The sequence below is a fragment of the Bradyrhizobium sp. 134 genome (assembly GCF_023074155.1).
Classification (GTDB): Bacteria; Pseudomonadota; Alphaproteobacteria; order Rhizobiales; family Xanthobacteraceae; genus Bradyrhizobium.
The window spans coordinates 76208-93255 of record NZ_JADPKX010000069.1; the positions used below are offsets into that span (position 1 = coordinate 76208).

At 64.8% G+C, this 17048-nt stretch carries 15 protein-coding genes; 6 read left to right on the forward strand and 9 right to left on the reverse strand.

Annotated features, from left to right (window positions below):
- Positions 1-25: 25 nt before the first annotated feature.
- Positions 26-808: a DUF169 domain-containing protein gene (locus IVA75_RS25525; RefSeq protein WP_027567242.1), complete on the forward strand. Its 783-nt coding sequence runs from the start codon at positions 26-28 to the stop codon at positions 806-808.
- A gap of 14 nt (positions 809-822) precedes the next feature.
- Positions 823-2007 carry a saccharopine dehydrogenase NADP-binding domain-containing protein gene (locus tag IVA75_RS25530; RefSeq protein ID WP_247289416.1) on the forward strand — a complete coding sequence of 395 codons (1185 nt, stop codon included), beginning with the start codon at positions 823-825 and terminating at the stop codon, positions 2005-2007.
- Between the two features lie 96 nt (positions 2008-2103).
- Here IVA75_RS25530 and IVA75_RS25535 read toward each other — a convergent pair whose 3' ends face one another.
- Positions 2104-3300, reverse strand: a complete 1197-nt coding sequence (locus IVA75_RS25535) for an FAD-dependent monooxygenase (RefSeq protein WP_247289418.1) — start codon at positions 3298-3300, stop codon at positions 2104-2106.
- A 146-nt stretch (positions 3301-3446) separates the two neighbouring features.
- Between IVA75_RS25535 and IVA75_RS25540 the strand changes: the two genes are divergently transcribed.
- Positions 3447-3923: a MarR family transcriptional regulator gene (locus IVA75_RS25540; protein ID WP_051462695.1), complete on the forward strand. Its 477-nt coding sequence runs from the start codon at positions 3447-3449 to the stop codon at positions 3921-3923.
- On the opposite strand, the gene IVA75_RS25545 is transcribed toward IVA75_RS25540, so the two are convergent.
- From IVA75_RS25545 to IVA75_RS25555, 3 genes are all read right to left on the reverse strand, one after another.
- The gene (locus tag IVA75_RS25545; RefSeq protein WP_027567238.1) at positions 3892-5148 is read right to left on the reverse strand and encodes an O-antigen ligase family protein; all 1257 of its coding nucleotides are present in this window, start codon (positions 5146-5148) and stop codon (positions 3892-3894) included. The two genes, IVA75_RS25540 and IVA75_RS25545, sit on opposite strands and share 32 nt — an antisense overlap.
- Positions 5149-5314: 166 nt before the next feature.
- Positions 5315-6865 (reverse strand): undecaprenyl-phosphate glucose phosphotransferase, encoded by a 1551-nt coding sequence (locus IVA75_RS25550; RefSeq protein WP_247289420.1) that lies wholly within the window; start codon positions 6863-6865, stop codon positions 5315-5317.
- 120 nt (positions 6866-6985) lie between these two features.
- A complete protein-coding gene (locus IVA75_RS25555; protein ID WP_247289422.1) occupies positions 6986-8119 on the reverse strand; it encodes a glycosyltransferase family 4 protein in 1134 nt (377 codons plus the stop codon).
- A 203-nt stretch (positions 8120-8322) separates the two neighbouring features.
- Here IVA75_RS25555 and IVA75_RS25560 point away from each other — a divergent pair, with 203 nt between their 5' ends.
- The gene (locus IVA75_RS25560; RefSeq protein WP_247289424.1) at positions 8323-10587 is read left to right on the forward strand and encodes an exopolysaccharide transport family protein; all 2265 of its coding nucleotides are present in this window, start codon (positions 8323-8325) and stop codon (positions 10585-10587) included.
- Between the two features lie 182 nt (positions 10588-10769).
- On the opposite strand, the gene IVA75_RS25565 is transcribed toward IVA75_RS25560, so the two are convergent.
- A complete protein-coding gene (locus IVA75_RS25565) occupies positions 10770-11951 on the reverse strand; it encodes a GNAT family N-acetyltransferase (RefSeq protein WP_247289426.1) in 1182 nt (393 codons plus the stop codon).
- 127 nt (positions 11952-12078) lie between these two features.
- Here IVA75_RS25565 and IVA75_RS25570 point away from each other — a divergent pair, with 127 nt between their 5' ends.
- Positions 12079-13122 carry a polysaccharide deacetylase family protein gene (locus IVA75_RS25570; RefSeq protein WP_247289428.1) on the forward strand — a complete coding sequence of 348 codons (1044 nt, stop codon included), beginning with the start codon at positions 12079-12081 and terminating at the stop codon, positions 13120-13122.
- A 21-nt stretch (positions 13123-13143) separates the two neighbouring features.
- Here IVA75_RS25570 and IVA75_RS25575 read toward each other — a convergent pair whose 3' ends face one another.
- Positions 13144-13365: a DUF2842 domain-containing protein gene (locus tag IVA75_RS25575; protein WP_247289430.1), complete on the reverse strand. Its 222-nt coding sequence runs from the start codon at positions 13363-13365 to the stop codon at positions 13144-13146.
- 93 nt (positions 13366-13458) lie between these two features.
- On the opposite strand from IVA75_RS25575, the gene IVA75_RS25580 reads away from it, so the two are divergent.
- Positions 13459-14541 (forward strand): COX15/CtaA family protein, encoded by a 1083-nt coding sequence (locus tag IVA75_RS25580; protein WP_247289432.1) that lies wholly within the window; start codon positions 13459-13461, stop codon positions 14539-14541.
- Positions 14542-14554: 13 nt separating this feature from the next.
- On the opposite strand, the gene IVA75_RS25585 is transcribed toward IVA75_RS25580, so the two are convergent.
- The 3 genes from IVA75_RS25585 to IVA75_RS25595 all read right to left on the reverse strand — a co-directional run bounded on the left by IVA75_RS25585 (position 14555) and on the right by IVA75_RS25595 (position 17023).
- Positions 14555-14899, reverse strand: a complete 345-nt coding sequence (locus IVA75_RS25585) for a hypothetical protein (RefSeq protein WP_247289433.1) — start codon at positions 14897-14899, stop codon at positions 14555-14557.
- Between the two features lie 120 nt (positions 14900-15019).
- Positions 15020-16300, reverse strand: coding sequence for an O-acetylhomoserine aminocarboxypropyltransferase (locus IVA75_RS25590; RefSeq protein ID WP_027567230.1), 1281 nt, complete (start codon positions 16298-16300; stop codon positions 15020-15022).
- A gap of 138 nt (positions 16301-16438) precedes the next feature.
- Positions 16439-17023, reverse strand: a complete 585-nt coding sequence (locus IVA75_RS25595; protein ID WP_247289435.1) for a CoA-binding protein — start codon at positions 17021-17023, stop codon at positions 16439-16441.
- Positions 17024-17048: the final 25 nt, after the last annotated feature.

Genomic DNA, 17048 nt, shown 5'->3' on the forward strand with positions numbered 1-17048 from the left:
GCGAACGCCCGGCCGGGAGGACGCCATGCAACAGCAGAGTGCAGACAGCATCGATCTTGCCGGCCTCGTCGCCGATCTCAACAGCCTGCTGCGGCTGAAGACCACGGTGATCGGCATGAAGTTGTTCGCGCGGACCGCGGACATGGAGGCAATTCCGAAAATCCGGCGGCCGAACGCGGTCCACACCACCGACCAGATCGTCAGCATGGCGGCGCGTCTGGGCTGGACAGTGGGCATCACGGCCGACGATCTCGTCGGCGCGCAATGCCGCGCGGTGATCGGCCTTGCACCGCAGGACGAGAAATGGCTCGCCGGCGAAAACTATGTCGGGGTCTGGCATGGCACCGCGGAGGACGCACGCAAGCGTCAGGAGGCGCTGGACGTGGTTCCGTTCGGGCAATATCAGGCGCTCGCAGTCAGCCCGCTGTCGAGCGGCCGGCTCGACCCGCCGGACATCTGTCTCGTCTATGCGACGCCGGGGCAGATGATCATCCTGATCAATGGGCTGCAATATACCGGATACAAGAAGTTCGAATGGGGCGTGGTCGGCGAGACCGCTTGCGCCGATTCCTGGGGCAGGGCGCTCAAGAGCGGTGAGCCCAGCCTGTCCTTGCCATGCTATGCCGAACGGCGCTATGGCGGCGTACCGGACGAGGAGATGCTGATGGCCCTGAAGCCGGAACATCTCGCCAAGGCGGTTGTGGGCATGAAGGCGCTGGCGAAGAACGGCCTGCGTTATCCGATCCCGCCCTATGGTATTCAAAGCGATGTCCGTGCCGGCATGGGCGTGAGCTACGCGAAGAAGTAAAGTAAAGGCCGACCATGAGCTCTGCGAAATTCGACATCGTCGTCTATGGCGCGACCGGTTTTACCGGCCAGCTCGTCGCCGAATATCTGACCCAGCATTACAAGAGCGACCATTCGCTCAAATGGGCGATGGCGGGCCGCAGCCTCGGCAAGCTGAAATCGGTGCGCGATGCGATCGGCGCACCCGGGAATACGGAGCTTATTGTCGCGGATGCGTCGGACCCGGCCTCGCTGAAGGCGATGGCGGAACGGACGATGTCGGTGATCACCACCGTCGGCCCGTATCAGCTCTATGGTGAGGAACTGCTCGCCGCCTGCGTCGCCACCGGCACGGATTATTTCGATCTCTGCGGCGAGCCGATCTGGATGCGCCAGATGATCGACAAGTACGAGGCGGCTGCGAAAGAGAGCGGCGCGCGGATCGTGTTTTCGTGCGGCTACGATTCCGTGCCGTTCGAGCTCGGTACGCTCTTCGTCCAGGAAGAGGCCAAACGTGTCTTCGGCGCGCCGGCCCCGCGGGTGAAAGGGCGTGTGCGCGACATGCGGGGCACGCTCTCGGGCGGCACCGCCGCGAGCGCGAAGGCGACCTTCGATGCGGTGGCCAGGGATCTCAGCCTTGTCGCCATTCTCAACGATCATTTTGCGCTGACGCCCGGCTTCACCGGCCCGAAGCAGCCGAAAGGCAACAGGGCCGCCTTCGAGGAGGACCTGCAATCCTGGGCGGCGCCGTTCATGATGGCGCTGATCAACACGCGCAACGTTCACCGCTCCAACATGCTGATGGGATTCCCCTACGGCCAGGACTTCGTCTATGACGAGATGGTCCTGACCGGTCCCGGCGAGAAGGGCGAAGCCAACGCCAAGCTCGTGATGGCTGCCAATGCGGGCAAGACCGGCCCCGACGCACCGAAGCCGGGCGAGGGGCCGTCGAAGGAAGAGCGCGAAAACGGCCTGTTCGATCTGCTCTATGTCGCGATCGCACCTGATGGCCGCATGGTCCGCGCCGGCGTCACCGGCGACCGCGATCCCGGCTACGGCTCGACCTCGAAGATGATCTCCGAATGCGCGATCTGCATGCTGCGCGACACGACCGACGTCACAGCCGGCTTCTGGACCCCGGGCGCGGCGATGCAGCACAAGCTGATCAAGCGGCTGCAGGAGCATGCGGGGCTGACGTTCGAGGTCGAAGCCCGGGCCTAGCTTACCATGTCTATCGCGATTGCGGAGAGATGATGGGCACGGCGCTTTGCGCCTTTGCCATCCTACGGCCCTTCGCGGGCATGACAGCGTTCGCCACTACACCGCCCGCGCGTCGTACGCGTACATGAAATCCATGCCTTTCGCGCCCAGCGGCAGCAGCCATTTCATCATCTGATTGCGGATCCACGCGCCGGTGGCGCTGAACTCGCGCTTGCTGTTGCCGTTGCGGCGGGCCATGGCGACAATTTTTTCCGTGCGCGGGCGCCGTTCGGCCTCGAAGGCCTGGAAGGTGGCGCCGAGCTCCTGGCCTTGCTGCATCAACCGGGCGAGGCGCATCGCATCCTCCAGCGCGAGCGAGGCGCCCTGGCCGGCATGGGGGCTGGTCGCATGGGCGGCATCGCCGATCAGCAGCGAGCGCTTGCGCGACCAGGTCGGCAGGGTGGCGACGTCGAGCGTGTCGGTGATCACGATGTTCTCGGCTGCCTCGATGATGCCAGGGATCGGATCGTGCCAGCCGCGGTGGAAGCCGCGCAGGTGCTGCTTCAGCGTTGCACGGTCGAGCGCGCGGAACATCGCCGCGTCCATGCCGTGCGCCGGCTGCGTGCTCCACCACATCACGCCGTCGTTCGGATCGGGACTGCAATAGCCGTAGCCGAAGAAGCCGCTTTGCCCGAACGTGGTCTCGACGTGCCGGCCGATCGGCCGGCCGTCGAGGACGGCGTGCGGCACGAAGCCGCCGAAGCTGATCAGTCCGGTGTCGAACGGTTGCGGCCCGTCCGGCACCACCTGGCGCCGCGTCACCGAGTGCACGCCGTCGGCGCCAATCAGGAAATCGCCTTCGGCCGTGGTGCCGTCGGCGAAGTAGGCGATGATCGGCTGGTCGCCGCGATCCTCGATCTTGATCAGGCGCTTCTCGAAAAAGAGTGAAACGCACGCGCACCAGGCCTTGTCGATCAGCATCTCGTTCAGCGTGGCGCGGCAGACATTGACCGCGGGCTGGCCGAAGCGCCGTGCCATGTCGCGGTTGATCGAGCCGAGCCTCTCTCCGCCTTGCGAATAAAAGTCGAACGATTCCGCGACCGAGCCGCGGCTGATCAGCTCGTTCGAAAGGCCGATCTCGTCCATGACCTGCATGCCGTTCGGTGCGATCTGAAGGCCGCCGCCGATGCCTTTCGAATAGGGCCAGGCCTCGTAGATCGCGGACTCGATGCCGGCGCGGCGCAGCAGGATCGCCGTCACGGGGCCGGCGATGCCGGCGCCGATGATGAGGGCCTTGCGGGGACGATAGGACATGGCTTGCTCCCGACGTTTCCGTGGTGCTATGAGAATTACGGTTGCTAAATCTCTTAGTTACTAAGATATCTACCCACTAAGATACGAGGTCTGCCTTGTCAAGGACGAAGGCGCGCGCCGCGCTGCTGCAGGAGCTCGAGGAGGCGATGCGCAGGTCGTCCGCGCAGGGCGTGCTTTATGGCCAGACCGTTGCGAACGTTGCCGGAATTGCCAATTCCGACCTCGAATGCATGGACATCCTGTATCTCGAAGGCCGTGTCACCGCCGGCCGGCTCGCCGAAGTCACGGGGCTCACGACCGGCGCCATCACGGGCGTGGTCGACCGGCTCGAAAAGGCGGGCCTGGTGCGTCGTGAGCGCGACGATGCCGATCGTCGCAAGGTCTTCATTGCCGTCGTGCCGGAGGCGATAGAACGGCTAGGGCAGTTCTACGTGCCGATGCAGCAGGCGATGGAGAAGGTTTTTGGCGGCTATTCCGACCAGGAATTGCGCCTGCTGCTGCGCTTCGCCAATGAGGGCTACAAGGGCGTGCTCGCGGCGACCGCGGCGCTGAAGGGCCTGCTCGATACGCCGCCGGAGAAACGCCCCGATCTCAAGCTGAAGAAGCTTCGTCGCCAGCCCTAGCCTTGTAGATCTGCGCAGCCGCGATCATGCCCCACATCGCGCCCAGCATCATCCAGAAGTGGCGCCAGTGGTCGGTGTCGATCACGAAGCTTTCGCCGACGGTGCCGACGAAGGCGGAGAACACCGCCAGATAAGCGCGCTGCCAGGGCACGGGCACGAAGATGTGCCTGACACCCATGATGACGGTCGTGAAGACCAGCGCGGGATAGCAGATGCCTGACAGCCAGCCGCCGGACATAAAGGCGTTGAGATAGGAGTTGTGGGTGTCCTCGGGGAAGAAGCGGTGGAATTGCAGAGGGCCGATGCCGAACGGCAGGTCGAGCGCCATCTCCGCTCCCAGAATGTGCCGGCCGAACCGGCCGAACCTGCCTTCGTCATAGCTCTGGTCGAAGCTCGCGCGCTGCTTGAACATCTCGGCGGTGGAATCGAACGACATCAACACCGCGATCAGCGCAAGGCCCAGCACCGCGGCCAGGATCGCCATGACGATGATACGCGAGCGTTGCGCGTTGGTGCGGCTGGTCAGCACCATCAGCGCCAGCATGAAGGCGGATGTCAGCACCAGCCCGCCCCAGGCGGCGCGGGAGAACGCGAGCAGGATCGCCAGCGACATGATGCCGAAGGCGATGACGTTGCGAAACGCCTTGCCGAACTTGTCGGAGACGACGCTCTGCAGGGAGAACAGTGCCGGCAGGATCAGGAAGGCGCCGAGCACGTTCGGGTCCTTGAAGGTGCCGCGCGCGCGTCCGTACAGTGTGAGGAGGTCGTCGCCGCCGGGAACCAGGTGGAAGTAGCCGGCGACCGCCAATAGCGAGGCGACCATCGCGCCGACCACGAGCCCGCGGCGGAGCATGTCGAGCCGGGCCGCGGTGTCCTCCGACGTGACCATGGCGAAGAACACGACGGTCACCGCCATGTACCAGGAGGTCGCAATCCAGCTGACCACCTCCGACTGTTCGAACAGCGGGATTGCGCTGATCGTGTAGCCGATATTGAGCAGGACCAGCATCAGCACCAGTGGCATCAAAGCGAGCCGCAGACGCAGGCCGGTGGCGAAGAAGGTGACGGTGGCCAGCAGCGTCACGATCTCGTAGGGGCTCGGCTCGATGAAGACGATCGCGCCGGAGGCGCCGACCAGCCATATCAGCGCGCGCTGAAGGGCCAGCACGCCGGGCGCAGCGCGAACCGCTGCATTCATCTCCCCGGCTGTTGCCGCATATGCCATCACACGCTCACGCTACTCATACGCCACAATTACAACTTCCGCCGTCATGCCCCGCGAAGGCGGGGCATCCAGTACTCCGAGCCGTTCGTGGCAGTTTCCGCTGCCGGTGATTACTGGATCGCCCGGTCAAGCCGGGCGATGACAGCGTGGCTCGGGCACACAAAACTCAATACGCATTCTCGTTCTTGGTCAGCAGCGAGATCGGCGTCTTCAGTAGAATCACGAGATCGAACAGCACCGACCAGTTCTCAATGTAATAGAGGTCGAACTCGACGCGTTTCTGAATCTTCTCTTCGTTGTCGATCTCGCCGCGCCAGCCGTTGATCTGGGCCCAGCCGGTGATGCCGGGCTTGACCCGGTGGCGGGCGAAATAGCCGTCGACGGCTTCGTCGAACAGGCGGCTCTGCAGCTTGCCCTGCACCGCATGCGGACGCGGGCCGACCAAAGAGAGATCGCCGGAGAAGACCACATTGAAGAGCTGCGGCAGTTCGTCGAGGCTGGTCTTGCGGATGAAGCGGCCGACCCGGGTGACGCGCGTGTCGTTCTTGGTCACGACCTTCGAGGCCGTCGGATCCGCCTGATGATGGTACATCGAGCGGAACTTGTAGACGTCGATGCGCTCGTTGTTGAAGCCGAAGCGCTTTTGGCGGAATAGCACGGGGCCGGGGCTGTCGAGCTTCACTGCCAGCGCCACCAATCCCATCACCGGCAAGGCCACTAGCAGCGCGAGGGTGCCGACGACGCGGTCGAACAGCCATTTCATCACCAGATCCCAGTCGGTGATCGGCGCCTCGAACACGTCCAGCGTCGGCACTTCGCCGATATAGGAATAGGAGCGCGGACGGAAGCGCAGCTTGTTGGTGTGCGCGGAGAGGCGGATGTCCACCGGCAGCACCCAAAGCTTCTTCAGCATCTCCAGGATGCGCGTCTCGGCGGAGATCGGCAGAGCAAACAGCACGAGATCGACGCGGGTGCGGCGGGCGAACTCGACGATGTCGTCGACCTTGCCGAGCTTGCGCGCGCCGGCACAGGTGTCGAGCGCGCGGCTGTCGTTGCGGTCGTCGAACACGCCGAGCACGTGGATGTCGGAATCCTCCTGCGCTTTCAGCGCCTCGACCAATTGTTCGCCGTTGCGGTCGGAGCCGACGATGATGGTGCGGCGGTCGAGCCGGCCCTCACGCCCCCAGGCGCGCACCAGCGAGCGCAGCACCAGACGCTCGCAGAGGAGCGCGGCGAGCCCGAGGACGTAAAAGGCGGCAAGCCACAACCGCGATATTTCGCTGCCGAACTTGGCGAAGAAGGAGATGCCGATGAACAGCAGGAAGACGAACGACCAGGACGAGATAATCCGCGTCATCTGCCGGAGCTGACCGCGGAACAGCTGCACCTGATAGATGTCGGCGGCCTGGAAGCAGACCACGGCGGAAACCGCGACGGCGATGACCTGCGCGGGATAGATCCAGCTGAAGGAGCCGGCGTGCGGCATGACATAGCCGAGATAGAGGACGATGCCGACGAGGCTCAGCAGCGCGAAATCAGCGAGGCGTACGAAGCCGGTGATCACGATCGGTGAATAGGCGCGGGCGACTTTCTGGTTGACGACGTCGAGCGCGGCGGGCGAGAGCCGTTGACGCCGCTCCACAAAGGGCCGGTCAGCCGGCTTCGCCGCGGCGCTGGTCGCGGCATCGAGCATCGAGCGTGCGTTGAGCGGTTCCACGGGCGTCCACGTCCATTCCAAAAACCCGCGGGGCCGCGTCCTTGCGCCCCGGGCGAGCATCCCCTGGCGCTTGGATTATCGGACAAATCGGAAGATTCTCTAAAGCGGTCTTAAGGGTGGTTAATGATTGGCAAATGCGTTGCGATAGCCCGCGAGCACGCCGTCGACCATCGCCTGCTGGGAGAAATGCGCGGAGATGCGCTCGCGAAGAGACGAGGCGCGCTGCGCTGTTCCCTGCGGATTGTCGAGCGCGGCCGCAATCGCTTCCGCCATGGCCTCCGCGTTGCTCGGCGCAAACAGCGCCGGGTTCTCCGCGCCGAAAATCTCGGGGATGCCGCCGATCTTGGACGCGATCATCGGAATGCCGGCGGCGCCGGCCTCGATCACGACATAGGGCATGGAATCGCCACGCGACGGGACGACCAGCAGCCGCCCCTTGGAGAAGCCGTAGCGTGCCTTGACGTGACCGATGAAGCGGATGGCACCGGAGAGGCCAAGCCTCTCGACTTGCGCTTTGAGCGCCGCGGTCTCCTCGCCGTCGCCGCCGAGCGTCAGTGTGACCTTCTTGCCGCCCTCGTGCAGGCGCGCCACCGCGTCGACCAGCAGATCGGCGCCCTTGATGTGCCTGAACTCACCGACATAAGCGAGGTCGGTGGCGTCGTCGGCCATGACGACAGGTTCGAATTCCTCCGGCGTCACGCCGTTGAAGACGCAATGCACCACGCCCTTCGGCTTGCCGACGATGCGCTGATAGGTGTCGCGGGCAAACGCGCTTTCGAACAGGAACAGGTCGGTCGCGTCCATCAGCGCACGCTCGAGCCGCGCGTAAAATTCGCCCTTGAGGGTGTTGAGGGGATAATGCAACGAGCCGCCATGCGGGGTGTAGATGCGGATGGTGTCGTCGGATCGCCGCCGCATGCGGATGAAAGCGCCGGCCTTGGCGCCGTGGCCGTGCATCACGTCGGGCTTGAGCGTGGCGATCAGGCGCCGCAAGCGGAACCAGACCAGGACATCGTCGGGCGAGGGTTCGCGGCGGATCGCCATCCGGTGCACGCCAAGCTTCAGCCGCGGTGCTAGCTCGGCAAGGGCCTTGTCGGCGCGCTCACCGCCGGTGAGGCTGTCGGCGAGGATGCCGACATGATGGCCACGATCGACCTGGCCGTTGGCGACGTCGAGGATGTGGCGGAAGATGCCGCCGACCGGAGCGCGCACGGCGTGCAGGATGCGAAGCGGCTGGTCGGGAGAGGGGGGCATGATCAAAACCAGCGCTCGACGGCGAATGCTCGAACAATCTCACGAAATATCGAGACGGATTAAGAGCCCCCGTGGTTAACAAACGGTGACGGACGTGCACGCGCGAGCTGCCGCACGCCACGATTAACCCAGCGGCAACCTTAATGGAGTGTAATCGCCCCGGTTGAGGTAGGTTCGTGGCGTTGCGCCTGCGGGAGTGTTCGATGCGTTTAGCGTTCTGGCGTGCCGGCAAGGACAAGGCGGTGGTCGAGCGGGCTGTCTCGAAGGTCGCAGCCAAGCGGGCCGAACTCGAGCCCAGCATTGAAGCGAAGCCTGCGTCCGTTGCTCCGCGGCCGGCGCCAGTCGAATCCGGCGACATCGACCTGCACGCGCTCGGTGCGGCATTGGCGCGCAAGCGCGGCTGGATCATCGTGCCGACGGTGCTGGCGCTGGTCGCATCAGTCGCGATCGTCAATCTCATCACGCCGCGCTACAAGTCCGAATCCCGCATCCTGATCGACGGCCGCGAGAACGTGTTTCTGCGCCCCAACAGTGATCGCGCCGAGGAACGGCAGGCGCTCGACGCCGAGGCCGTCACCAGCCAGGTGCAGCTCGTGCTGTCGCGCGATCTCGCGCGCGAGATCATCAAGAAGAACAAGCTTGCGGAACGGCCCGAGTTCGATCCGGTGCTGCAAGGCATCTCGCCACTGAAGTCGCTTGCGGCGCTGATCGGCATCGGCCGCGATCCGTTCTCGATGACGCCGGAAGAACGCGTGCTGGACGCTTATTACGAGCGCCTCCAGGCCTACGCCGTCGATAAGTCACGCGTGATCGTGATCGAATTCCAGTCTGCCGATCCCGATCTCGCCGTGCGCGTCGCCAATTCGATCGCCGACGGCTATCTCGTGCTCCAGCAGGATGCGCGCCAGGATCAGGCCCGAAACGCCAGCCAGTGGTATGCCGGCAGGATCGACGAGCTGCGACGGAATGTCTCCGAGGCCGAAGCGAAGGCCGAGGACTTCCGCTCCAAGTCGAGCCTGTTCGTCGGCACCAACAACACGACGCTGTCGAACCAGCAGATGGGCGAGGTCAACACCCAGCTCAACAATGCGCGCGCACTCAAGGCCGACGCCGAGTCCAAGGCGCGCCTGATCCGCGAGATGATCCAGAGCGGCAAGCCGATCGAATCGTCCGAAGTGCTGAACTCGGAATCGATGCGTACGCCTTCGCAGCAGCGCGTGGCGTTGCGGGCGCAGTTGGCCGAGCAATCCTCGACCTTACTTGGCAACCATCCGCGCATCAAGGAATTGAAGGCGCAGCTCGCCGACCTCGACACCCAGATCCGCGACGAGGCCGCCAAGCTCGCCCGCACGCTCGAAAACGATGCGCGCGCCGCCAGCGGCCGCGTTCAGGAATTGTCCGCAAGCCTCGAGCAGCTCAAGAAGCAGGCGACGGCCACCAACGGCCAGGACGTGCAGCTCCGCGCCCTCGAGCGTGAGGCCAAGGCCCAGCGCGACCTGCTCGAAACCTATCTCGCGAAGTACCGTGAAGCCAACACCCGCGAGACCATCGACACCGCGCCGACGGATGGCCGCATCATCTCGCGCGCCGTCGTCTCGAACACGCCAGCCTATCCGAAGAAGCTGCCGATCGTGCTGATCGCAACGATCGCGACACTGCTGCTCTCGTCCGGCGTCGTCGTCACCGGAGAATTGTTGCGCCAGACCGCGCCCCGGGCGGTAGCGGTGTTCGCGCCAGCGCTCACGCGGGCGTCGGCTCGCCAGGAACAGATCGTCCAACCGGTGGTGGTCGAGCCCTTCGTCGATCCAGTCATGGCAGAACCCGCGCCGCTTCAGCCCGAGATGACGGCTGACGCCGATGTCACCGAATTCGCGGAGATCCAACAGCTGGCCGACAGCCTGCGCGCCGCCGGGACCATGGCGAAGAAAGTCACGGTGCTCGGCACGGCGAGCGGCGAAGCCATCACGCTGTCGGCGCTGACATTGGCCCGGCACCTGGCGCGCGACGCGCGGGTCGTCGTAGTCGATCTCGCCGCGTCCTCGCCGACCATGGCCGCCGTGTCCGTCGATGCCTCGGCACCCGGCCTTGCCGAGCTGATGCAGGGCGAGGCATCGTTCGCGCAGATCATCACCCGCGACAAGCTCTCGCGGCTGCATCTGGTCATGGCCGGCCGCTCCGGCTTCGATCGCAGCCTGTTGCAGTCGCCGCGCGTGACGCTCGCGATCGACGCGCTGCTGCGCGCCTACGACCACGTGCTGCTCGATGCCGGCAGTGCCTCCGACCTTCCGGCCGAGCTCCTGACGGCGAATGCCCGCGCCGTCGTGGTGCCCGAGGCGTCGATGACGCCGGATGCGCGCGCGCTGATGTGCGAGCAGCTCAGCGCCGTCGGCTTCAGCGAAGTGACGATGCTGAGCAGGTCCGTGCAGCCGTCGGATGCGAGGGACGCGCCACGCGTCGTGGCGGCGTAGGCGTTTCTTACCCTCTCCCCCTGTGGGAGAGGGTGGCTCGCCGCGATAGCGGCGAGACGGGTGAGGGGTCTCTCTCCGCGCATGCCTCTCGCATTTTGATTTGCTGATACAGCCCCTCATCCGGCGCTTCGCGCCACCTTCTCCCACAAGGGGAGAAGGAGGGCAGTCGTGCAATGCGAGAGCTACCCGAACGCTCGCCGTAGCCGCTGCGCCAGGTCGAACAACATCTGGTTCTGTTTCACCAGCCGCTTGCCGTGGCTCAGCGAGGACATCGCCATGGCCGCGAGCTTTCCGCGTGACGTCAGCGGAACAAAACTGTCGAAGATGTCCTGGTCGTCCTTGCAGAACATCCGCTTGTACTCGTCCGAGCCGATGCCGAGGTCGAGCGAGCGGTAGCCGCGCTCGGCGCAGCGGTCGATGATGTAACGCATCAGGATCAGCCCGGGGCTGTAGCGGGCGTGCTCCGACATCGTGTAGGTGTTGAACATCATCGAGAAGCGCTGGCCGTCGGCGACGCCGGCGAAGATCGCGATCACCTCGTCGTCGCATTCGAGCGCATGGATGTCGATGGCGCGGCCGTCACCGCGTGGCGCAAGGCAGGCGCTGCGGACGAATGGCTCGACGCCGGGCTCGGCGAAGACGTTGGGAAGCTTCTGTTCGGCCATCCGCGCCGGCTTGACGCGGAAGAACCAGTCGAGCAGGCGGGTGATGTCCGCATCGGTGGTCGCCAAATGATAGCGATAACCGGCGAGCGCCTGGAGCTTCTTCTCCTTGCTCTTGAGGCGGCGGCGGAAGGAGTTGCTGATCCGCGATGCCGGCGGACCGCACGGTTCCATCGTGAGCAGCGGGCAGCCGTTGATCGCGCTCTGGCGCGGCAAATGCGCGAACGGGTTCTGCTGGTCGTTCCAGTGCAGCGGCTGCTGCGTCAGTGCGAGAACGTCGGCATGCTCGCCGAGCGGCGCAAGCAGCGCGTCGAGATCGCCGATGGTGACCTGCGCTGCAAATTCGGCGTTCCACAGGCCCATGTTGAAGGTCGTGTGCTTGCCGCCCATGAAGCAGGCCGTACGGACGCCGTGGTTTTGGCGCAGCGAGAGCGGCAGCAGCAGCAGTGGCTGATGCTCGGCATCGCGGGCCACGACGATGAAAGGGCGGGCGCGTTCGTGCTCGCCGACCAGACGCTGCCAGGGACTGAGCAGATCAAATCGCTGATAGGGCGTGAAGAGGCGGCCGGGCTGCTCGAAGGCGCGCCAGGCGGCCTCGGCCGCGCCGAGATCGGTCACGATATCGACATGCACGATGCGGCCCGCTTTCGACCGCGCTGGCAATTCTGCCGTCCGGCTTTGCATCGCCGCAGCCATGGTCATTCGCGAACCTGTCGAGAAATCAAAAATATGCGTAATTCGGCCTGTGGCCGACCTTTGCAAAGAAGTGTCAACAAAGAGTAATGACTATAAGAGGGGAAACGACCGCCGACGGGCGCGAGGTGGGACATTGGCATCCGACGACAGATGGCTGGAACGGCTGCGCCTTGAGCTGACCTGGTTCACAGGGCAGGCTGCGCTGCGCAGTCGTGGTGCCGGCGCCATCCTGCGCTTTGCGCATGTGCGGCCGAGGCGGCGCGGCGGGTTTCAGCCGCTGCGCGAGGACGAGATCACACCGCATTTCCTCGATCGCGCCATTCGCGCGCTGAAGCGGTGGAAGTATGATTTTCTCGGCATGGACGAGGTCTGCCGGCGCGCGGTGACACTGTCGGAACAGCGGCGCTTCGTGGCACTCACCTTCGACGGCGCCGGCAAGGACCTGATCGACTTTGCCTATCCGGTGCTGGCGCGCCATGCCGTGCCCTTCACGATCTATGTGCCTACGGCGTTTCCCGACGGCGTCGGTGAGGCCTGGTGGCTCGGACTCGAACAGGTGATCGCGCGCGAGAGCCGTGTCAGCCTGATGATGGGCGACAAGGAGCAGCGCTTCACGGTTACTGATAACGCCGAGAAGCAGGCGCTGTTTTCGTTCGTCCAGGCCTGGCTGCGCTCGCTGCCGCCGGCGGATGTGTCGGCTGCGATCGCAGACCTCTGCACGCGCTACCGGGTCGACCTTGCCGCGCTCTCACGCGAGGCATCGATGAATTGGGAGGATCTGGCGAGGCTTGCGGCCGACCCGCTGGTGACGATCGGCAGTGCGACCGTGAATTATCCCGTTCTCACCAACATGAAGGATGCGGCCGCGCTGCGCGAGATGACGATGGGCAAGGCAGTCGCGGAAGCGGCCTTCGATCGCGACATCCGGCATCTCGCCTTTCCGTTCGGCGATCGCGCCTCGTTCCGGCGCAGCCATGTCATCATGGCGGAGGAGGCCGGCTTTGCCAGCGCGGTGACGACGATCCCGGGTGTCGTGGACGCGGAGGGACGCACCAATCTGCGCGCGCTGCCGCGCATTTCCTGGGATGGCCGGGTGCGCTCGCTGCGCATCATGCGGGTGCTGGTGTCGGGGGTTGCTTTTGCGCCGGTGAAGCCGACCGGCACAGCCGCGACCTAGAAGCGCTACGAACTGGAAGCGCTACGAACTCGACTTGACCCGGTCGGGCCGCTGCATCCAGCTTACGATCGGCATGGCCGGCAGCACCCAGCCCATGCCGACCACCACGTAATAGATTGCCTGCCGCCAGCCGGATTCGGCGATCCAGGGCATCTGCGCCAGCGCCATGCCGAGTAGGGCCCAGACGGTGGCGAGCACCAGGAGCAGGATGGTGCCGAGGAACTTGCGGGTGCGGATCGTCATGACGGAATGTCGCGGCTTTCACGTAACTTGCACTGCGGAAGCGGGGGACTATAAGGGGCACGCAGTCCGGTTCAAGCTCTGGTTTTGCCTCGAATGACGACGATTTCCGCCCCCACCGAGCCGCATCGCGCCGTGCGCTGGTGGCTGATCTCAGTCGCTGCGCTGATCGCGCTGATGGTGCTGGTCGGCGGCGCGACGCGGCTGACGGAATCGGGACTCTCGATCGTCGAATGGAAGCCGGTCACGGGCAGCGTTCCGCCACTCTCGGAAGCGCAGTGGACGGCGGCCTTCGAGGCCTACAAGACGATCCCGCAATATCGCGAGCTCAACGCCGGCATGAGCCTGTCCGAGTTCAAGGAGATCTTCTGGTGGGAATGGAGCCACCGGCTGCTCGGCCGTTTCATCGGCGTCGCTTATCTTTTGCCGTTCCTGTTCTTCCTCTGGCGCGGCGGCCTGTCCGGCGAGTTGAAGCGGCGGTTGTGGCTGTTGTTCGGGCTCGGCGGACTCCAGGGCGCGGTGGGGTGGTGGATGGTGGCCTCGGGGCTGTCTGAGCGCGTCGAGGTGTCGCAATATCGGCTGGCGACACACCTTGTGCTCGCGCTCGTGATCTTCGCCGGCATCGTCTGGACGGTGCGGCGGCTCGCCGAGCGTCCGCCGATCGCAGCATCCTCGCGGCCGCGCTTCACGAGCGCCTTGCTCCTGGTCGTGACCTTCATCCAGATCTATTTTGGTGCGCTGGTTGCGGGCCTACGCGCCGGCCGCGCCTACAACACCTGGCCGCAGATCGACGGCGCGTTCATTCCCTCAGGGGAGCGGCTGTGGTTCGAGACGCCGTGGTGGCGCAACATGTTCGACAATGTGCTGACGGTGCAGTTCGAGCACCGTATGACGGCCTATGCGCTGTTCGCGCTGGCGGCGTTGCACGCGTTCGATGCGGTGCGTTCACGCGCGGGGTCTGCGGCGAGCGGCGCGCTTTTGCTGCTGGGCGCGGTCAGCCTGCAAGGCGTGCTCGGCATCCTCACGCTGCTCAACCAGGTGCCGATTGATCTCGCGCTCGCGCATCAGGCGGTCGCGATCGTGGTGCTGACGCTTGCGGTGATGCAGACCGAACGGCTCGCGACGCGTGGCGCAACCGAAGCGCAGCCGCGCGCCGTTCCCGTCGGTCAGGCCAGCTGATCGGATCTGCTCTTCAGCAATAGCCGTAGATGCCGCACGAATAGGGCAGGCGCCAGAAATAATCGACCTGCTTCCCGCCGTAATACGCGCCTTGGTAATCGTAGTCCCAGGGGCGGCCGTAATAGCCGGGCAGCGTATGCGAGCCCGGCAGTAGTGGCGTACCCGGCAAATTGCGGATGTAGCTGCCGATGCCGTAGGCCGGCGAGATTAGCGCATCCGGATCGGTCTCGACATAAACCTGCGGCGGCTCCTGTGGCGGAGCGGCAGCCCGCCGCCTCGGCGTGGCCGGCAAATCGGCGGCAATCGCAGCTGAGACCGTTAGCATCGCCGCAAGGGCAGGCACCATCCAGCGCAGCATCGTCGGCTCCGAATCAAAAGGGGTGATCCAGTGACGATCTATGCGGCAGATATGGTTAATGACTGTTAACTGGAGCCATTTTCCGGGGCGCACTCAGGCGCCCCGGAATGACCAGAACAGCTACGCGCCCAGCGCCTGTTCCAGATCGGCGATCAAATCTTCCTTGTCCTCGATGCCGATCGAGAGCCGCACCACGTCGGGGCCGGCGCCGGACTTGACCTTGGCGGCGTCGTCGAGCTGGCTGTGCGTGGTCGAGGCCGGATGGATGACCAGCGAGCGGGTGTCGCCGACATTGGCCAGATGCGAGAACAGCTGCAACTTCGACACCAGGCTGACGCCGGCATCGTAGCCGCCCTTCAGGCTGAAAGTGAACACGGCGCCGGCACCCTTCGGCGCGTATTTGCGCGCGAGCTGGTTGTACTTGTCGCTTGCAAGGCCCGCATAGTTCACCGCGGCCACCGCCGGATGGCCGGCGAGGAATTCGGCGACCGCTTTCGCATTGTCGCAGTGCTTCTGCATGCGCAGCGGCAATGTCTCGATGCCGGTGAGGATCATGAAGGCGTTGAACGGCGACAGCGCGGGTCCGAGGTCGCGCAGGCCGAGTACGCGGCAGGCGATCGCGAAGGCGAAATTGCCGAACGTCTCCTGCAGCCGGATGCCGTGATATTCGGGCCGTGGCTCGGAGAGCATCGGATATTTGCCGCCGGTCGACCAGTCGAAGGTGCCGGCATCGACGATGATGCCGCCGATCGAATTGCCATGGCCGCCGAGAAATTTCGTCAGCGAGTGCACGACGATGTCGGCACCGTGGTCGATGGGACGGATCAGATAGGGCGAGGCCAGCGTGTTGTCGACGATCAGCGGTACGCCGGCCTTGCGCGCCACCGTCGAGATCGCCTCGATGTCAGTGATGCTGCCGGCGGGATTGGCGATGGACTCGATGAAGATCGCTTTCGTGCGCGGCGTGACCGCGCGTTCGAAGCTCGCGATGTCGTCGGGATCGGCCCACACCACGTTCCAGCCGAAGCTCTTGAACGCGTGCGTGAACTGGTTGATCGAGCCGCCATAGAGCTTTCGCGCGGCGATGAACTCGTCGCCGGGCTGGAGCAATTGCTGCAGCACCACGACCTGCGCGGCATGGCCCGAGGCCACCGCAAGCGCGGCCGTGCCGCCTTCGAGCGCCGCGACGCGCTCTTCCAGCACCGCATTGGTGGGATTGCCGATGCGGGTATAGATGTTGCCGAACGCCTGCAGGCCGAACAGAGAGGCGGCGTGGTCGGCGTCGTTGAAGACGAACGACGTCGTCTGATAGATCGGAGTCGCGCGCGCACCGGTGGTGGGATCGGGCTGTGCACCGGCATGCACGGCGAGGGTCGAAAATCCCGGAAGGCGATCGCTCATTGAGGGCGTCCTGTTCTCGTGGTCTGAAATCGCGCGGCATGCTGATTGGCGCCGCGGCTGCCGTCAAGGCGCGGCTTCACATCGGAACGATCGTGCTACGCATTGTCGCGTTCGCGAAATGAAACCTTCGCAATTGCGTCAGCTTTGCTCGCTCTTGTTCTTGGCGGCGCGGTCCGATGCCGCGGTGTCGCCGCCGCCGACACTCATCCGATTGAGGGATAAGCGCATGCCCTGCGTCGGCACCGGGGCGCGTTTGGAGCTCAGCGTGCGTGAATTGACGCCCATCCAGGAGATCTCCGACGACAGGCGGCCATATTCGATCTTGGGACAGCGGTTCATCACCACCTTGATACCGACCGATTCCGCCTTCAGCGCCGCCGCATCGTCCCGCGCCCCCAGCTGCATCCAGATCACCATCGGCAGCGGATCGAGGGTGAGGGCTTCCTCGACCACCGGCATGATGTGGCTGGAGTTGCGGAAAATGTCGACCATGTCGACGGGACGGCCGATGTCGGACAGCGAGGCGACGAAGGATTTTCCGAGCAGCTCCTTGCCGACATGGCCGGGGTTGACCGGAATCATGTCGTAGCCGCGCTGGGCCAGATATTTGAACGCGAAATAGCTCGGCCGCACGTTGGCAGGCGAAGCGCCGACCATCGCGATCGACTTCACGTTGTTGAGGATGCCCCGGATGTAATTGTCGGGATAGGCGTCGTGGTTCATTGGCTCATCTTTGTGCTGTCATTGC